At 69.6% G+C, this 15,867-nt stretch carries 14 protein-coding genes; 13 read left to right on the plus strand and 1 reads right to left on the minus strand.

Going from position 1 to position 15,867, the window contains the following annotated elements; translation table 11 throughout:
• A partial coding sequence (locus tag CCN35_RS06900; protein ID WP_086791860.1) for a geranylgeranyl reductase family protein occupies nt 1-1,213 on the plus strand: 1,213 nt, incomplete at its 5' end.
• A gap of 178 nt (nt 1,214-1,391) precedes the next feature.
• Here the strand turns inward: CCN35_RS06900 and CCN35_RS06905 are convergent.
• Nucleotides 1,392-2,213: a C40 family peptidase gene (locus CCN35_RS06905; protein ID WP_086791861.1), complete on the minus strand. Its 822-nt coding sequence runs from the start codon at nt 2,211-2,213 to the stop codon at nt 1,392-1,394.
• Nucleotides 2,214-3,056: 843 nt separating this feature from the next.
• On the opposite strand from CCN35_RS06905, the gene CCN35_RS06910 reads away from it, so the two are divergent.
• The 12 genes from CCN35_RS06910 to nuoL are packed head-to-tail and all read left to right on the plus strand — an operon-like array spanning nt 3,057 to nt 15,866.
• Complete coding sequence (locus CCN35_RS06910) at nt 3,057-3,416, plus strand: NADH-quinone oxidoreductase subunit A (protein ID WP_086791863.1); 360 nt, start codon at nt 3,057-3,059, stop codon at nt 3,414-3,416.
• 16 nt (nt 3,417-3,432) lie between these two features.
• Nucleotides 3,433-3,987, plus strand: a complete 555-nt coding sequence (locus CCN35_RS06915; RefSeq protein ID WP_086791865.1) for a NuoB/complex I 20 kDa subunit family protein — start codon at nt 3,433-3,435, stop codon at nt 3,985-3,987.
• Complete coding sequence (locus CCN35_RS06920; protein WP_067395378.1) at nt 3,984-4,745, plus strand: NADH-quinone oxidoreductase subunit C; 762 nt, start codon at nt 3,984-3,986, stop codon at nt 4,743-4,745. Before CCN35_RS06915 ends, CCN35_RS06920 begins: the two co-directional genes overlap by 4 nt.
• A complete protein-coding gene (locus CCN35_RS06925; protein ID WP_067395381.1) occupies nt 4,742-6,064 on the plus strand; it encodes an NADH-quinone oxidoreductase subunit D in 1,323 nt (440 codons plus the stop codon). The genes CCN35_RS06920 and CCN35_RS06925 overlap by 4 nt, the downstream gene beginning before the upstream one ends.
• Nucleotides 6,061-6,936 (plus strand): NADH-quinone oxidoreductase subunit NuoE, encoded by an 876-nt coding sequence (gene nuoE, locus CCN35_RS06930; RefSeq protein ID WP_086791867.1) that lies wholly within the window; start codon nt 6,061-6,063, stop codon nt 6,934-6,936. The genes CCN35_RS06925 and nuoE overlap by 4 nt, the downstream gene beginning before the upstream one ends.
• Complete coding sequence (nuoF, locus tag CCN35_RS06935) at nt 6,933-8,315, plus strand: NADH-quinone oxidoreductase subunit NuoF (protein WP_086791869.1); 1,383 nt, start codon at nt 6,933-6,935, stop codon at nt 8,313-8,315. Before nuoE ends, nuoF begins: the two co-directional genes overlap by 4 nt.
• On the plus strand, nt 8,312-10,816 hold the full coding sequence (locus tag CCN35_RS06940) for an NADH-quinone oxidoreductase subunit G (RefSeq protein ID WP_086791871.1): 2,505 nt from the start codon (nt 8,312-8,314) through the stop codon (nt 10,814-10,816). The genes nuoF and CCN35_RS06940 overlap by 4 nt, the downstream gene beginning before the upstream one ends.
• A complete protein-coding gene (nuoH, locus tag CCN35_RS06945; protein WP_067395395.1) occupies nt 10,813-12,177 on the plus strand; it encodes an NADH-quinone oxidoreductase subunit NuoH in 1,365 nt (454 codons plus the stop codon). The genes CCN35_RS06940 and nuoH overlap by 4 nt, the downstream gene beginning before the upstream one ends.
• The gene (nuoI, locus tag CCN35_RS06950) at nt 12,170-12,811 is read left to right on the plus strand and encodes an NADH-quinone oxidoreductase subunit NuoI (RefSeq protein WP_067395398.1); all 642 of its coding nucleotides are present in this window, start codon (nt 12,170-12,172) and stop codon (nt 12,809-12,811) included. The genes nuoH and nuoI overlap by 8 nt, the downstream gene beginning before the upstream one ends.
• Nucleotides 12,808-13,650, plus strand: a complete 843-nt coding sequence (locus CCN35_RS06955; protein ID WP_067395402.1) for an NADH-quinone oxidoreductase subunit J — start codon at nt 12,808-12,810, stop codon at nt 13,648-13,650. Before nuoI ends, CCN35_RS06955 begins: the two co-directional genes overlap by 4 nt.
• On the plus strand, nt 13,647-13,946 hold the full coding sequence (nuoK, locus tag CCN35_RS06960; RefSeq protein ID WP_067395405.1) for an NADH-quinone oxidoreductase subunit NuoK: 300 nt from the start codon (nt 13,647-13,649) through the stop codon (nt 13,944-13,946). The genes CCN35_RS06955 and nuoK overlap by 4 nt, the downstream gene beginning before the upstream one ends.
• A gap of 15 nt (nt 13,947-13,961) precedes the next feature.
• On the plus strand, nt 13,962-15,866 hold the full coding sequence (nuoL, locus tag CCN35_RS06965) for an NADH-quinone oxidoreductase subunit L (protein WP_067395408.1): 1,905 nt from the start codon (nt 13,962-13,964) through the stop codon (nt 15,864-15,866).
• The last annotated feature ends 1 nt before the right edge of the window (nt 15,867 follow it).

Here is a 15,867-nt window from a genome sequence, read left to right on the forward strand (position 1 = left end):
CGCCTACCACCTCGCCCGGGCCGGACTCGACGTGCTCCTGCTGGAGAAGACCGCGTTCCCGCGGGAGAAGGTCTGCGGGGACGGGCTCACCCCGCGTGCCGTCAAGCAGCTCGTCGCGATGGGCATCGACATCTCCGAGGAAGCCGGCTGGCTGCGCAACAAGGGGCTGAGGATCATCGGCGGCGGTGTGCGCCTCCAGCTGGACTGGCCGGATCTCGCCTCCTTCCCGGACTACGGACTGGTGCGCAAGCGCGACGACTTCGACGAGCAGCTCGCCCGGCAGGCGCAGAAGGCGGGGGCGCGGCTGTACGAGCGCTGCAATGTGAGCGCCCCGATCGTCGACGACCGCACCGGCCGCATCACCGGGGTGAAGGCCAGGCTCGGCGAGGAGAAGCGCGAGGTCGCCTTCCACGCGCCGCTCGTCGTCGCCGCCGACGGCAACTCCAGCCGGCTGTCCCTGGCGATGGGACTGCACCGCCGCGAGGACCGCCCGATGGGCGTCGCGGTCCGCACCTACTTCACCTCCCCCCGCCACGACGACGACTACCTGGAGTCCTGGCTGGAGCTGTGGGACCGGCGGGGCCCGCAGGACCGGCTGCTGCCCGGCTACGGCTGGATCTTCGGCATGGGCGACGGCACCTCCAACGTCGGTCTCGGCGTGCTCAACACCTCGGCGTCCTTCAAGGAACTGGACTGGCGCGAGGTCCTGAAGGCCTGGTGCGCCTCCATGCCCGAGGACTGGGGCTTCACCCCCGAGAACATGACCGGCCCGATCCGCGGCGCCGCCCTGCCCATGGCCTTCAACCGCCAGCCCCACTACACCAGGGGCCTGCTGCTCGTCGGTGACGCGGGCGGTCTGGTGAACCCCTTCAACGGCGAGGGCATCGCCTACGCCATGGAGTCCGGCCGGCTCGCCGCCGAGATCATCGCCCAGGCCCAGGCCCGGTCCACGCCCGCCCGGCGCGAACTGGCCCTGCAGCGCTATCCGCGCGTGCTGAAGGACACCTACGGCGGCTACTACACGCTGGGCCGCGCCTTCGTGAAGCTCATCAGCAACCCCAAGGTCATGCAGATCGCCACCCAGCGGGGGCTGACCCACCCGCTGCTGATGAAGTTCACCCTCAAGCTGCTGGCCAACCTCACCGACCCGACGGGCGGCGACGCGATGGACCGCATCATCAACGGCCTGAGCAAGGTGGCGCCCAAGGCGTGAGCCGGACCGGACCGGCACAAGTCCCGCAACGGGCCCTGGGGGCGCTCACCGCGCGGTGAGCGCCCCCAGGGCCATGAGGGGCGCGTTCGGGGCCCGCAGGCGCGCACGGACGCGCTGGAGGGCCGCTGCCCCGAGCGGGCTGCGGCCCTCCAGCGCGTGACGGCGGTGTGCGGTGTCCTCAGAGCACCCGGACCGCGCCGCTCGGCGGGTCGTAGGACAGCGGACGCTCGACGACACCCGTGGAGGGGTTCTGCGCGCCGACGAACATGCCGTTGCCGACGTACACCCCCACGTGGTAGGCGCTGCCGGGGCTGCCCCAGTAGAGGATGTCGCCCGGCTTCAGGTTGGACAGCGACACCTGGGTGCCGACGGTCGACTGGCTCTGGGATACGCGCGGCAGGTTGATGCCCACCTGCTTGAAGGCGGCCTGCACCAGGCCGGAGCAGTCGTAGGCGGAGGGGCCGGTGGCACCGGAGACATAGGCCTTGCCGACCTGGGCCTTGACGAACGCGACGACGGCCGCGGCCGAACCGGTCGCCGTGGACGTGCTCGTGGAGGTGACGGCGGTGGTGCCGGCCGTGGTGGCGAGCGTGGTCCGCTCGGCGGTGCGGGAGGCACGCTCGGCGGCCTTCCGGCGAGCCTCCTCGGCGGCCTTCTTGCGCGCTTCCTCGGCGGCCTTCTTCTTGGCCTCGGCGAGGTCCGCCTTGGCCTGCTTCGCGGCCTTTGCGGCGGCTGCGTCACGTTCGGCCTGCAACTGGTAGTTCGCGGCGGCCTGCTGGGTGATGTCCGCAGACTGGGCCACCTGAGCGGCCAGGTCGGCCGTCAGGGTGGGCAGTTCGATGGTCTGTGTCACCGGCTCGGCGGCATGCGCTGACGACGCCGACGCACCGGCTACTGCCAGGGTGCCGAAGACGCCACTGGCAACTCCGGCCCGCATCGCGACCTTCGACGTGTTGCGCCGGGGTTTCCGGTGGCTGCGTATCTGAGCGGTGTGGGACATGGGAACAACCGGTACCAGGGGCTCCTTCATATCTTCAAGGAACGTGTGGTGCGCCACATTTGTTCAATAGAGCGCCCAAATTCCCGTGCCCCGGTTCTTTATTGACGACACAACGGACATTACGGGCGCACGCGATCATGCCTGTGATCATGGGCTTTCGTTGTTACGCCCGAAATGCCCCCGACCTATCACCGACGGGGCCTCCGGCCAAGTCCGGACCCCGGGCGCCCGTCGTGGATGTGGCAGAGGTCACGGAAAGGTCACTGCCGTGCGGCGGATGTGCGCGCCGAAGTCCGGCAGCCCCATATGTCACTTGAGTCCCATTGGTGAAGGGGTGCCGAGAGGTGGCGGTGAAGCGCTCCTTCCGGCTTGTGAACGAGTGAACGTGTCCACATCCCGCGCCGCCGTCCTCCTGATGTGTGAAAAGCGGCCCTATATCAAGGTCTTGACTCGTCGCGCCACTTTGCGTTGGACGCCGTTCATCTGATAATGCGCACCCCCTCTGACCTGCGGCGACGCGGCAAAATGTGACCAGTGGTGATCGCTCAGGTGCTTCGCGTGCGAAGATCGGCGCTCATCCGGCTTCATGATCGTTCGTCAGGTGGTAAAGATCACAAAGCTCATGCGATACTCCGTGTCGCACATCACAAAGCGTCGGGCATAGGATGCGAAGCGGGTGGGCTTGTGACCTGCTTCACATGTTCTCGATCTTCGCCGGGACAAGCGGGAGTGGTGAGGCATGTGGGGCGGCCACGGGTCCGGCCACGCTCCCCCAAGGTCTCGGATCCGCTCGACCGGGGGGGACCCCAAGCAGTCAGTACCGACTGAGAGGAGCGAGGAGCGGTGAACGCGTATGCGCCCATCCTCGTACTGGGAGCCCTCGGGGCAGGCTTTGCGATCTTCTCCGTGGTCATGGCCACCCTGATCGGGCCGAAGCGGTACAACCGCGCCCGGCTCGAGGCGTACGAGTGCGGTATCGAGCCGACCCCCACGCCGGCCGGCGGCGGGCGCTTCCCCATCAAGTACTACCTGACGGCGATGCTCTTCATCGTCTTCGACATCGAGATCGTCTTCCTCTATCCCTGGGCCGTCACTTTCGACGCCCTGGGTGTTTTCGGGCTCGTGGAGATGCTGCTCTTCGTGCTCACCGTCTTCGTCGCGTACGCGTACGTGTGGCGGCGCGGCGGCCTGGAATGGGACTGAGGGGCCTTAACAAGACATGGGACTCGAAGAAAAGCTGCCGAGCGGTTTCCTGCTGACCACCGTCGAGCAGATCGCGGGCTGGGTGCGCAAGGCGTCCGTCTTCCCGGCCACCTTCGGCCTCGCCTGCTGCGCGATCGAGATGATGACCACCGGCGCCGGTCGCTACGACCTGGCGCGCTTCGGCATGGAGGTCTTCCGCGGGTCGCCCCGGCAGGCGGACCTGATGATCGTGGCCGGCCGGGTCAGTCAGAAGATGGCGCCGGTCCTCAGGCAGGTCTACGACCAGATGCCCAATCCCAAGTGGGTGATCTCCATGGGTGTCTGCGCCTCCTCGGGCGGCATGTTCAACAACTACGCGATCGTCCAGGGCGTCGACCACATCGTCCCCGTCGACATCTATCTGCCCGGCTGCCCGCCCCGGCCCGAAATGCTGATGGACGCGATTCTCAAGCTCCACGAGAAGATCCAGACCTCCAAGCTCGGCGTGAACGCCGAGGAGGCGGCCCGCGAGGCGGAGGAGGCGGCGCTCAAGGCCCTGCCCACGATCGAGATGAAGGGGCTGCTGCGATGAGTGACGCCCACGGCAAGGGCGGGAACGGGCCCGCGAACGGGGTCAACCCGGAAAAGGAGCTCTCCCTGGAGAACCTCCCCGGTCAGCGGGGGCAGGGCGGGGAGGAGATCCGCGTCCAGCGCGGCATGTTCGGCGCCAACAACGGCGGCGACACCTCCGGCTACGGCGGTCTGGTCCGCTCCATCCGGATGCCGGGACCGGCGAGCCGGCCCTACGGCGGCTGGTTCGACGAGGTCGCCGACGAACTCGAGGGCGCGCTGGAGGAGCAGGGCCTCCTGCCGGAGAACGCGATCGAGAAGACGGTCGTCGACCGCGGCGAGCTCACCTTCCACATCGAGCGCGAGCACCTGGTCCGCGTCGCCCGCACCCTGCGCGACGACCCGGCCCTGCGCTTCGAGCTGTGCACCGGCGTCAGCGGCGTCCACTACCCGAACGACAAGGGCCGCGAGCTGCACGCCGTCTACCACCTGCGCTCGATCACCCACAACCGGCTGATCCGCCTCGAGGTCAGCGTCCCCGACAGCGACCCGCACATCCCGTCGCTGGTGTCGGTCTATCCGACCAACGACTGGCACGAGCGCGAGACCTACGACTTCTTCGGCATCGTCTTCGACGGCCACCCGGCCCTGACACGGATCATCATGCCGGACGACTGGCAGGGCCATCCGCAGCGCAAGGACTACCCCCTCGGCGGCATCCCCGTCGAGTACAAGGGCGCCCAGATCCCGGCTCCGGACCAGCGGAGGTCCTACTCATGAGCACGCAGCACGCGACTCCGCGCGAGACCACCGAGGGAACCGTCTACACCGTCACCGGCGGCGACTGGGACGAGGTCGTCGAGTCCGCGGCCCGTGCCGACGACGAGCGCATCGTCGTCAACATGGGTCCCCAGCACCCCTCCACCCACGGGGTGCTGCGGCTGATCCTGGAGATCGACGGCGAGACGGTCACCGAGGCCCGCTGCGGCATCGGCTATCTGCACACCGGCATCGAGAAGAACCTCGAGTACCGGACGTGGACCCAGGGCACCACGTTCGTGACGCGCATGGACTACCTCACGCCGTTCTTCAACGAGACGGCGTACTGCCTCGCGGTCGAGAAGCTGCTCGGCATCGAGGACCAGATCCCGGACCGGGCCTCGGTCATCCGGGTGCTCCTGATGGAGCTGAACCGGCTCTCCTCCCACCTGGTGTGCATCGCCACCGGCGGCATGGAGCTCGGCGCCACCACGATCATGATCTACGGGTTCCGTGATCGTGAAATGATTCTCGACCTCTACGAGCTCATCACGGGCCTGCGGATGAACCACGCGTACATCCGGCCCGGCGGACTCGCCCAGGACCTGCCGCCCGGCGCGGTGGACCAGATCCGCGAGTTCGTCAAGAAGATGAAGAAGAACCTCCCGGAGTACGACAAGCTCGCCACCGGGAACCCCATCTTCAAGGCCCGGATGCAGGACATCGGCTACCTCGACCTGGCCGGCTGCATGGCCCTCGGCGTCACCGGCCCGATCCTGCGCTCCACCGGCCTGCCACACGACCTGCGCAAGGCGCAGCCCTACTGCGGCTACGAGACCTACGACTTCGACATCCCGACCGCCGACACCTGCGACGCCTACGGCCGCTTCCTGATCCGGCTGGAGGAGATGCGCCAGTCGCTCAGGATCATCGAGCAGTGCCTGGACCGGCTGGAGCCGGGCCCGGTCATGGTCGCCGACAAGAAGATCGCCTGGCCCGCCCAGCTCGCCCTGGGACCGGACGGCCTCGGCAACTCCCTCGACCACATCAAGAAGATCATGGGCACCTCCATGGAGGCCCTGATCCACCACTTCAAGCTGGTCACCGAGGGCTTCCGCGTCCCGCCGGGACAGGCGTACGCGGCGGTCGAATCGCCCAAGGGCGAACTCGGGGTGCACGTCGTCTCCGACGGCGGCACCCGCCCCTACCGGGTCCACTTCCGCGATCCGTCCTTCACCAACCTGCAGGCGATGGCGGCGATGTGCGAGGGCGGCCAGGTCGCCGACGTCATCGTCGCCGTCGCGTCCATCGACCCCGTGATGGGAGGCGTCGACCGGTGACCACCAGTTCTTCGGAGCGGGGCGTCGACCTGGGCATGCCCGAACCGCCCGCCCCCACCTACCCGGACGACGTCCGCACCCGGCTCGAGCGGGACGCGCGCGAGATCATCGCCCGCTACCCCGACTCCCGGTCGGCCCTGCTGCCGCTGCTGCACCTGGTGCAGTCGGAGGAGGGATACGTCTCGCGCACCGGGATGCGGTTCTGCGCGGACGTGCTCGGCCTGACCACGGCCGAGGTCACCGCGGTCGCCACCTTCTACACCATGTACCGGCGCAAGCCGTCCGGCGACTACCACGTGGGCGTCTGCACCAACACCCTGTGCGCCGTCATGGGCGGTGACGCCATCTTCGAGACGCTCCAGGAGCACCTCGGCGTCGGCAACGGCGAGACCACCGACGACGGCAAGGTCACCCTGGAGCACATCGAGTGCAACGCGGCCTGCGACTACGCGCCGGTCGTGATGATCAACTGGGAGTTCTTCGACAACCAGACCCCGGAGAGCGCCAGGCGCCTGGTCGACGACCTCCGCGCGGGACGGACGGTGACCCCCACCCGCGGTGCGCCGCTGTGCACCTTCAAGGAGACCGCCCGGATCCTGGCGGGCTTCCCCGACGAGCGCCCGGGGGCGACGGAGGCCGGCGGCAGCGCCGGACCCGCCTCGCTGGCGGGCCTCCGCCTGGCCAAGGGAGAGGCCCCGCCCGCACGCGTGGTCCACCCGCGCGGCGGCGAACCGGTCCCCGAGCCGCAGGACACCGCCGTGCACCGGCCGTCCCCGGCCGAGCACCTGAGCTCGCACGACGCTCCGCAGAAGACGTCCGCGTCCGATCCGGCCCACCCGGCAGGACCCGTCGGAGAGGAGGGGGAGGGATGACCTTGGCACCCGAGAACGGGGACACCGCCCGCCCGAGCGGATTCGAGAGCGGGGGAGAGAACGGCGCCGAGAAGCTGCTCGCACCCGTGCTGTCGGCCTTCTGGGACGAGGACAGGTCCTGGACGCTGGACGTGTACCGCAGGCACGAGGGGTACGAGGGGCTCCGCAAGGCGCTCACCATGTCGCCGGACGAGGTGATCGCGTACGTCAAGGACTCCGGTCTGCGCGGACGCGGCGGCGCGGGCTTCCCGACGGGAATGAAGTGGCAGTTCATCCCCCAGGGAGACGGCAAACCCCACTACCTGGTGGTCAACGCCGACGAGTCGGAGCCCGGGACCTGCAAGGACATCCCGCTCCTGTTCGCCAACCCGCACAGCCTCATCGAGGGCATCGTGATCGCCTGCTACGCCATCAGGTCGTCGCATGCCTTCATCTATCTGCGGGGCGAGGTCGTCCCCGTCCTGCGGCGGCTGCACTCGGCCGTGCGCGAGGCCTACGCGGCCGGCTACCTCGGCAGGAACATCCTGGGCAGCGGCCTCGACGTCGAACTCACCGTACACGCCGGCGCGGGCGCGTACATCTGCGGCGAGGAGACCGCGCTGCTGGACTCCCTCGAAGGCCGCCGCGGTCAGCCACGGCTCCGTCCCCCCTTCCCCGCCGTCGCGGGCCTCTACGCGTGCCCGACCGTGGTGAACAACGTCGAGTCCATCGCGTCGGTTCCCTCGATCCTGAAGAACGGCAAGGAATGGTTCCGGTCGATGGGCAGCGAGAAGTCCCCGGGCTTCACGCTCTACTCGCTCAGCGGCCATGTGGCCAACCCCGGCCAGTACGAGGCCCCGCTCGGCATCACCCTGCGTCAGCTGCTCGACATCAGCGGCGGGATGCGCCCCGGGCACCGGCTGAAGTTCTGGACACCGGGCGGCTCCTCGACGCCGATGTTCACCGAGGAGCACCTCGACGTCCCGCTCGACTACGAGGGGGTCAGCGCCGCGGGGTCCATGCTCGGCACCAAGGCCCTGCAGTGCTTCGACGAGACGACCTGCGTGGTGCGGGCCGTGACCCGGTGGACCGAGTTCTACGCCCACGAGTCCTGCGGCAAGTGCACGCCGTGCCGCGAAGGGACCTACTGGATGGTGCAGTTGCTGCGGGACATCGAGGCCGGCAAGGGCGTCATGTCCGACCTCGACAAGCTGTACGACATCGCCGACAACGTCAACGGCAAGTCCTTCTGCGCCCTCGGTGACGGCTCCGCCTCCCCGATCTTCTCCTCCCTGAAGTACTTCCGCGAGGAGTACGAGCAGCACATCACGGGCCGGGGCTGCCCCTTCGACCCGGCCAAGTCCACGGCCTGGGCCGACCGCACGGAGGTGACCGCATGACCGTGACCACCAACGCTCCCACGGGCGGAGGAGAAGCGGCGGTCCCGCCGGAGGATCTGGTCACGCTGACCATCGACGGCATCCAGATCAGCGTGCCCAAGGGCACCCTGGTCATCCGGGCCGCCGAACAGCTCGGCATCGAGATCCCCCGGTTCTGCGACCACCCCCTGCTCGACCCGGCCGGCGCCTGCCGGCAGTGCATCGTCGAGGTCGAGGGCCAGCGCAAGCCGATGGCCTCCTGCACCATCACCTGCACCGACGGGATGGTCGTCAGGACGCACCTGACCTCGCCGGTCGCCGAGAAGGCCCAGAAGGGTGTGATGGAGCTGCTGCTCATCAACCACCCGCTGGACTGCCCGGTCTGCGACAAGGGCGGCGAGTGCCCGCTGCAGAACCAGGCCATGTCGCACGGCAACGCCGAGTCCCGCTTCAACGGCAGGAAGCGGACGTACGCCAAGCCCGTCCCGATCTCCTCCCAGGTGCTGCTCGACCGCGAGCGGTGCGTGCTGTGCGCCCGCTGCACCCGCTTCTCCCGCCAGATCGCCGGCGACCCGATGATCGACCTGGTCGAGCGGGGCGCGCTGCAGCAGGTCGGCACCGGCGAGGGCGACCCCTTCGAGTCGTACTTCTCCGGCAACACCATCCAGATCTGCCCGGTCGGCGCGCTCACCTCGGCGGCGTACCGGTTCCGCGCCCGCCCCTTCGACCTGGTCTCCTCGCCGTCGGTGTGCGAGCACTGCGCGGGCGGCTGCGCCATCCGCACCGACCACCGGCGCGGCAAGGTCCTGCGGCGGCTCGCCGCCGAGGACCCCGAGGTCAACGAGGAGTGGATCTGCGACAAGGGGCGCTTCGCGTTCCGGTACGCGCAGCTGAAGGACCGGCTCACCACGCCCCTGGTGCGCAACCCCGAGGGCGAGCTGGTCCCGGCGTCCTGGCCGGACGCGCTGGAGATCGCCGCCCAGGGACTGCTCGCCTCGCGCGGGCGGACCGGTGTGCTCATCGGCGGCCGGCTCACCGTCGAGGACGCCTACGCCTACAGCAAGTTCGCACGCGTGGCCCTGGGCACCAACGACATCGACTTCCGCGCCCGTGCGCACAGCAGCGAGGAGGCCGACTTCCTGGCCGCCCGGGTCGCCGGCCGCGGCCGGGACCTGGACGGCAGCGGGGTCACCTACACCTCCCTGGAGAAGGCGCCCGCCGTCCTGCTCGTCGGATTCGAGTCCGAGGAGGAGGCCCCCGGCGTCTTCCTCAGGCTCCGCAAGGCCTGGCGCAAGCACGGACAGAAGGTGTTCGCGCTGGCCACGCACGCCACCCGGGGCCTGCGCAAGGCGGGCGGCACCCTGCTGCCGGCCGCGCCCGGCACCGAGACCGAGTGGCTGGACGCGCTCGCGAGCGGTGTCGGACTGGAGGCCGAGGGCGCCGAGGCCGCCCAGGCACTGCGCGCCGAGGGCTCGGTCATCGTCGTCGGCGAGCGGCTCGCGGCGGTCGCCGGCGGTCTGACCGCCGCCGTACGGGCCGCGACCGCCACCGGCGCGAAGCTGGTGTGGATCCCGCGCCGGGCGGGCGAGCGCGGTGCCGTCGAGGCCGGCGCGCTGCCGTCGCTGCTGCCGGGCGGGCGTCCGGCGACCGACCCGCGCGCCCGGGAGGAGGTCGCCGCGCTCTGGGGCGTCGCCGAACTCCCGCACCGCTACGGCCGTGACACCGGCCAGATCATCGAGGCCGCGGCCGGCGGCGAGCTGCAGGCGCTGCTCGTGGCCGGTGTGGAGGTCGCCGACCTGCCCGATCCGGCCCGCGCGCGCGAGGCGCTGTCCGAGGTGGGGTTCGTGGTGTCGCTGGAACTGCGGCCCAGCGAGGTCACCGAGCACGCGGACGTGGTCCTTCCCGTCGCCGCCGTCGCCGAGAAGGCCGGCACCTTCCTCAACTGGGAGGGCCGGGTCCGCCCCTTCGAGGCCGCGCTCAAGCCCGACCAGATGACCCGCGCACTGCCGCCCACCGACGCGCGCGTCCTGCAGATGCTGGCCGACGCCATGGACGTCCACCTGGGACTGCCGGACCTGCGGACCGTGCGCGCCGAACTGGACCGGCTGGGCGCCTGGACCGGCCCGCGCGCCGACGACCCGCAGGAGAGCAAGGGGGCACTGCCCCGGCCCGCCGCCGGGGAGGCCGTGCTCGCCGGGCACCGTCTGCTGCTCGACCGGGGCGTGATGCAGGAGGGCGACGAGGCGCTCGCCGGCACCCGGCACGCCGCACGCGCACGCGTGTCCCCCGCCACGGCCGCCGAGGCGGGCGTCGCGGACGGCGAGCTGCTCACCGTGACCGGCCCCGCCGGAGCGGTCTCCCTTCCGCTGGAGATCACCGAGATGCCCGACCGGGTGGTGTGGCTCCCGCTGAACTCCGTCGGCGGGGGTGTCGCCTCCGACACCGGGGCGCTGCCCGGCTCCCTCGTCCGTATCGGCCCGGCGACGTCCTCGGCCGGAGCCCCCAAGGAGGTGGAGGCATGAGCCCGTACCTCGCCGCTGAGAACCTCTCGATGTTCGGCACCGACCCGTGGTGGCTGGTCCTCCTCAAGGCGGTGTTCTGCTTCGCCTTCCTGCTGGTGACCGTGCTGTTCTCCATCGTCTGGGAGCGCAAGGTCGTCGCCTGGATGCAGCTGCGCATCGGCCCCAACCGCCACGGCCCCTGGGGTCTGCTCCAGTCGCTGGCCGACGGCGTGAAGCTGATGCTCAAGGAGGACGTCGTCGTCAAGCGCGCGGACAAGGTGGTCTACGTCCTCGCGCCGATCGTCGCGGCCGTCCCGGCCTTCATGGCGATCGCGGTGATCCCCTTCGGGCCGGCCGACAACCAGGTCTCGATCTTCGGGCACCGCACCGCGATGCAGCTGACCGACCTGCCGATCGCGGTGCTCTACCTCCTCGCGGTCGCCTCCGTCGGCATCTACGGCATCGTGCTGGCGGGCTGGAGCTCCGGGTCCACCTACCCGCTCCTCGGCGGCCTGCGGTCCTGCGCCCAGATGATCTCCTACGAGATCGCCATGGGCGTCGCGTTCGCCTCCGTGTTCCTGTACTCGGGGTCGATGTCGACCTCGGCGATCGTCGAGCAGCAGCACGACCGCTGGTACATCCTGCTGCTGCCGTTCTCCTTCGTCCTCTACATCGTCACGATGGTCGGCGAGACCAACCGCGCCCCGTTCGACATGCCGGAGTCCGAGGGCGACCTGGTCGGCGGCTTCAACACCGAGTACTCGTCCATCAAGTTCGCGATGTTCATGCTCGCCGAGTACGTGAACATGGTGACGGTCTCGGCGGTGGCGACCACGCTGTTCCTGGGCGGCTGGCGGGCCCCCTGGCCGATCAGCGCCTTCTGGGCGGGCGCCAACCAGGGCTGGTGGCCGTTGCTCTGGTTCGTGATCAAGGTCCAGCTGCTGCTGTTCTTCTTCATCTGGCTGCGCGGCACGCTCCCGCGGGTCCGCTACGACCAGCTGATGAAGCTCGGCTGGAAGGTGCTCATCCCGCTCTCCGTGACCTGGCTGATGCTCGTCGCGACCGTGCGGGCGCTGCGCAACGAGAACCACGACTTCGCCGACATCGCCCTGTACATCGGCGGCGCCGTGCTGACCGTCCTGATCCTCTCCTTCGTCGTCGACCTGTTCCGCGAGCGGGCGAAGGCCGCCGAGAAGCCCGCCGCCCGGCCCGCCGTCTTCGACCCGATGGCCGGCGGGTTCCCCGTGCCGCCGCTGCCGGGGCAGGAGCTGCCCCCGGTGCCGCGGCGCCGGCCGCGCCGGGAGCGCGAACTGGTCGTCAGTGGCGGTCCCGACACCGACCGTGATGGATCTCTGGATGGAAAGGAGGCGTCCGATGGCTGAGGAGCCCAAGGAGGGCAAGCCGGGTTTCCTGAATCCGGTGGCCGGCTTCGGCGTGACCTTCAAGGCCATGTTCAAGAAGCGGCTGACGGAGCAGTACCCGGAGGAGAAGAAGCCCACCGCTCCGCGCTTCCACGGACGGCACCAGCTCAACCGCCATCCGGACGGCCTGGAGAAGTGCGTCGGCTGCGAGCTGTGCGCCTGGGCCTGCCCCGCCGACGCCATCTACGTGGAGGGCGCCGACAACACCGACGAGGAGCGCTACTCGCCGGGCGAGCGGTACGGCCGCGTCTACCAGATCAACTACGCCCGCTGCATCCTGTGCGGGCTGTGCATCGAGGCGTGCCCCACGCGCGCGCTGACGATGACCAACGAGTACGAACTGGCCGACTCCAGCCGCGCCAATCTCATCTACACCAAGGAGCAGCTGCTCGCCGGTCTCGAGGAGGGCATGGTCGACACCCCGCACGCCATGTACCCGGGGACCGACGAACAGGACTACTACCGGGGGCTGGTGACGGAGGCCGCACCCGGCACGGTGCGCCAGGTCGCCGTCTCCAAGGGAGAGGTTCCGCAGGACGCCTCCTCCGCCTCCGGTGAGGACGAACCCGCGTCGGAGAAGGTGATCGGCCGATGACCGCTCAGCTCGCCGCCTACTCCACCTCCACCGGAGAGGCCGTCCAGTTCTGGATCCTCGGCACCCTCGCGGTGCTCGGCGCCCTGTGCACCGTCTTTCTGAAGAAGGCCGTGCACAGCGCGCTGTGCCTGGCCGGCACCATGATCGTCCTGGCGGTGTTCTACCTCGCCAACGGCGCCTATTTCCTGGGCATCGTGCAGATCGTCGTCTACACCGGCGCGATCATGATGCTGTTCCTGTTCGTGGTGATGCTCGTCGGCGTGACCGCGGCGGACTCCCTGAAGGAGACCATCAAGGGCCAGCGCTGGCTGGCCCTGCTGTGCGGGCTCGGCTTCGGCATCCTGCTCTTCGCGGGCATCGGCCACGCCTCCCTCAAGGACTTCGAAGGCATCGGCAGGGCGAACGCCAACGGCAATGTGGAGGGCCTGGCCTCCCTCATCTTCACCCGGTACGTGTTCGCCTTCGAGCTCACCGGTGTCCTGCTCATCACGGCCGCCGTCGGCGCCATGGTGCTCACCCACCGCCAGCGCATCGGGCGGGCCCGGACCCAGCGCGAGCTGGCCGAGCAGCGGGTGCGCGAGGGCAAGCACCTGCCGCCGCTGCCGGCACCCGGTGTCTACGCCCGGCACAACGCCGTGGACATCGCCGGTCTGCTGCCCGACGGCACCCCCTCCGAGCTCACCGTCAACAAGACGCTGCGCGAGCGCGGCCAGATCCGGGACGTCTCCGCGGAGGCGCTCAACGATCTGAGGGCCCTGGAGCAGCGCGCCGAGGAGCGTCTCGAGCGCACCGCGATCGAGGCGGCGACCTTCAAGCGGCCCGAGGAGGCGTCGAAGTGAATCCCGTCAACTACCTCTACCTCGCCGCCCTGCTGTTCACGATCGGTGCCACCGGTGTGCTGATCCGGCGCAACGCCATCGTGCTCTTCATGTGCATCGAGCTGATGCTGAACGCCTGCAATCTCGCGCTCGTCGCCTTCTCCCGGATGCACGGCAACCTCGACGGCCAGATCGTCGCGTTCTTCACGATGGTCGTCGCCGCAGCGGAAGTCGTGGTCGGGCTCGCGATCATCGTGTCGCTGTTCCGTTCCCGCCACTCGGCCTCGGTCGACGACGCCAGCCTGATGAAGCTGTAAGGGGTCGGAAGAATCGTGGAGAACATGATTGCGCTGCTGATCGCGGCGCCTCTGCTCGGAGCGGCCGTCCTCCTGGTCGGCGGCCGGCGTCTCGACGCCGTCGGCCACTGGATCGGCACACTGCTCGCGTCCGCCTCCTTCGTGATCGGCCTGGTCCTCTTCGCCGATCTGCTCGGCCGGGAGGCCGAGCAGCGGACCGTGGTCCAGCACCTGTTCAGCTGGATCCCGGTGGCCGGCTTCCAGGCGGACGTCGCGTTCCGTCTCGACCAGCTGTCGATGACGTTCGTGCTGCTGATCACCGGCGTCGGCTCGCTGATCCATGTGTACTCGATCGGGTACATGGAGCACGACGAGCGCCGCCGCCGGTTCTTCGGCTATCTGAACCTGTTCCTCGCGGCGATGCTGCTGCTCGTCCTCGCCGACAACTACCTGCTGCTGTACTTCGGCTGGGAGGGCGTCGGCCTCGCCTCCTACCTGCTGATCGGCTTCTGGCAGCACAAGCCCAGCGCGGCCACGGCCGCGAAGAAGGCCTTCCTGGTCAACCGGGTCGGCGACATGGGCCTGTCGATCGCGATCATGCTGATGTTCCTGACCTTCGGGTCCTTCGCCTTCGAGCCGGTCCTGAGCCAGGTGGGCGACACCTCCGAGGGCAGGCTCACCGCGATCGGCCTGATGCTGCTGCTGGCCGCCTGCGGCAAGTCCGCCCAGGTGCCGCTGCAGTCCTGGCTCGGTGATGCGATGGAGGGCCCGACCCCGGTCTCCGCCCTCATCCACGCCGCCACGATGGTGACCGCGGGCGTCTACCTGATCGTCCGCTCCGGCGCGATCTTCAACGCGGCGCCCGACGCGCAGCTCGCCGTCACGGTGGTCGGCGCGGTCACGCTGCTGTTCGGTGCGGTCGTCGGATGCGCGAAGGACGACATCAAGAAGGCGCTGGCCGCCTCGACCATGTCGCAGATCGGCTACATGATGCTGGCCGCGGGCCTCGGCCCCCTCGGCTACGTCTTCGCGATCATGCACCTGGTGACGCACGGCTTCTTCAAGGCCGGGCTGTTCCTCGGGGCCGGTTCGGTCATGCACGGCATGAACGACGAGGTCGACATGCGCAAGTACGGCGGCCTGCGCCGGTACATGCCGGTCACCTTCGTCACCTTCGGCCTCGGCTATCTCGCCATCATCGGCTTCCCGGGCCTGTCCGGCTTCTTCTCCAAGGACAAGATCATCGAGGCGGCCTTCGCCAAGGGCGGCACCGAGGGCTGGATCCTCGGCGGCGTGGCCCTGCTGGGCGCGGCCGTCACCGCGTTCTACATGACGCGCGTGATGCTGATGACGTTCTTCGGCGAGGAGCGCTGGCGCGACCGGGCGGAGGCCTCCGGCCAGGCCGCCGCGACGCCGCACGAGTCGCCCGGGGTCATGACGATCCCCATGATCGTGCTGGCCGTGGGGTCGGTCTTCGGCGGTGCGTTCTTCAGCATCGGCGACCGCTTCCTGCACTGGCTGGAGCCGGTCACCGGGCACAGCGAGGGCCACCCGCCGGTCGGTGCCTGGGCGGTCACCGCGGCGACCGTGGTGTGCCTGCTGATCGGCGTGGCCGTCGCCTGGGCCCAGTACGGCCGCAGGCCGGTCCCGGCCGTCGCCCCGCGCGGGTCGCTGCTCACCCGGGCCGCCCGGCGCGACCTGTTCCAGGACGACTTCAACCATGTGGTCCTGGTCCGCGGCGGTGAGCACCTCACCCGGTCCCTGGTGTACGTCGACCACACCCTGGTCGACGGCGTCGTCAACGGTGCGGCGGCCTCGGTCGGCGGTCTGTCCGGGCGGATGCGCCGGCTGCAGAACGGCTTCGCCCGCTCCTACGCGGTCTCGATGTTCGGCGGTGCGGCCCTGCTGGTGGCCGCGACCCTGCTGATGAGGGCGGTCTGAT

This window comes from Streptomyces thermovulgaris (assembly GCF_002155915.1).
Taxonomy (GTDB): Bacteria; Actinomycetota; Actinomycetes; order Streptomycetales; family Streptomycetaceae; genus Streptomyces; species Streptomyces thermovulgaris.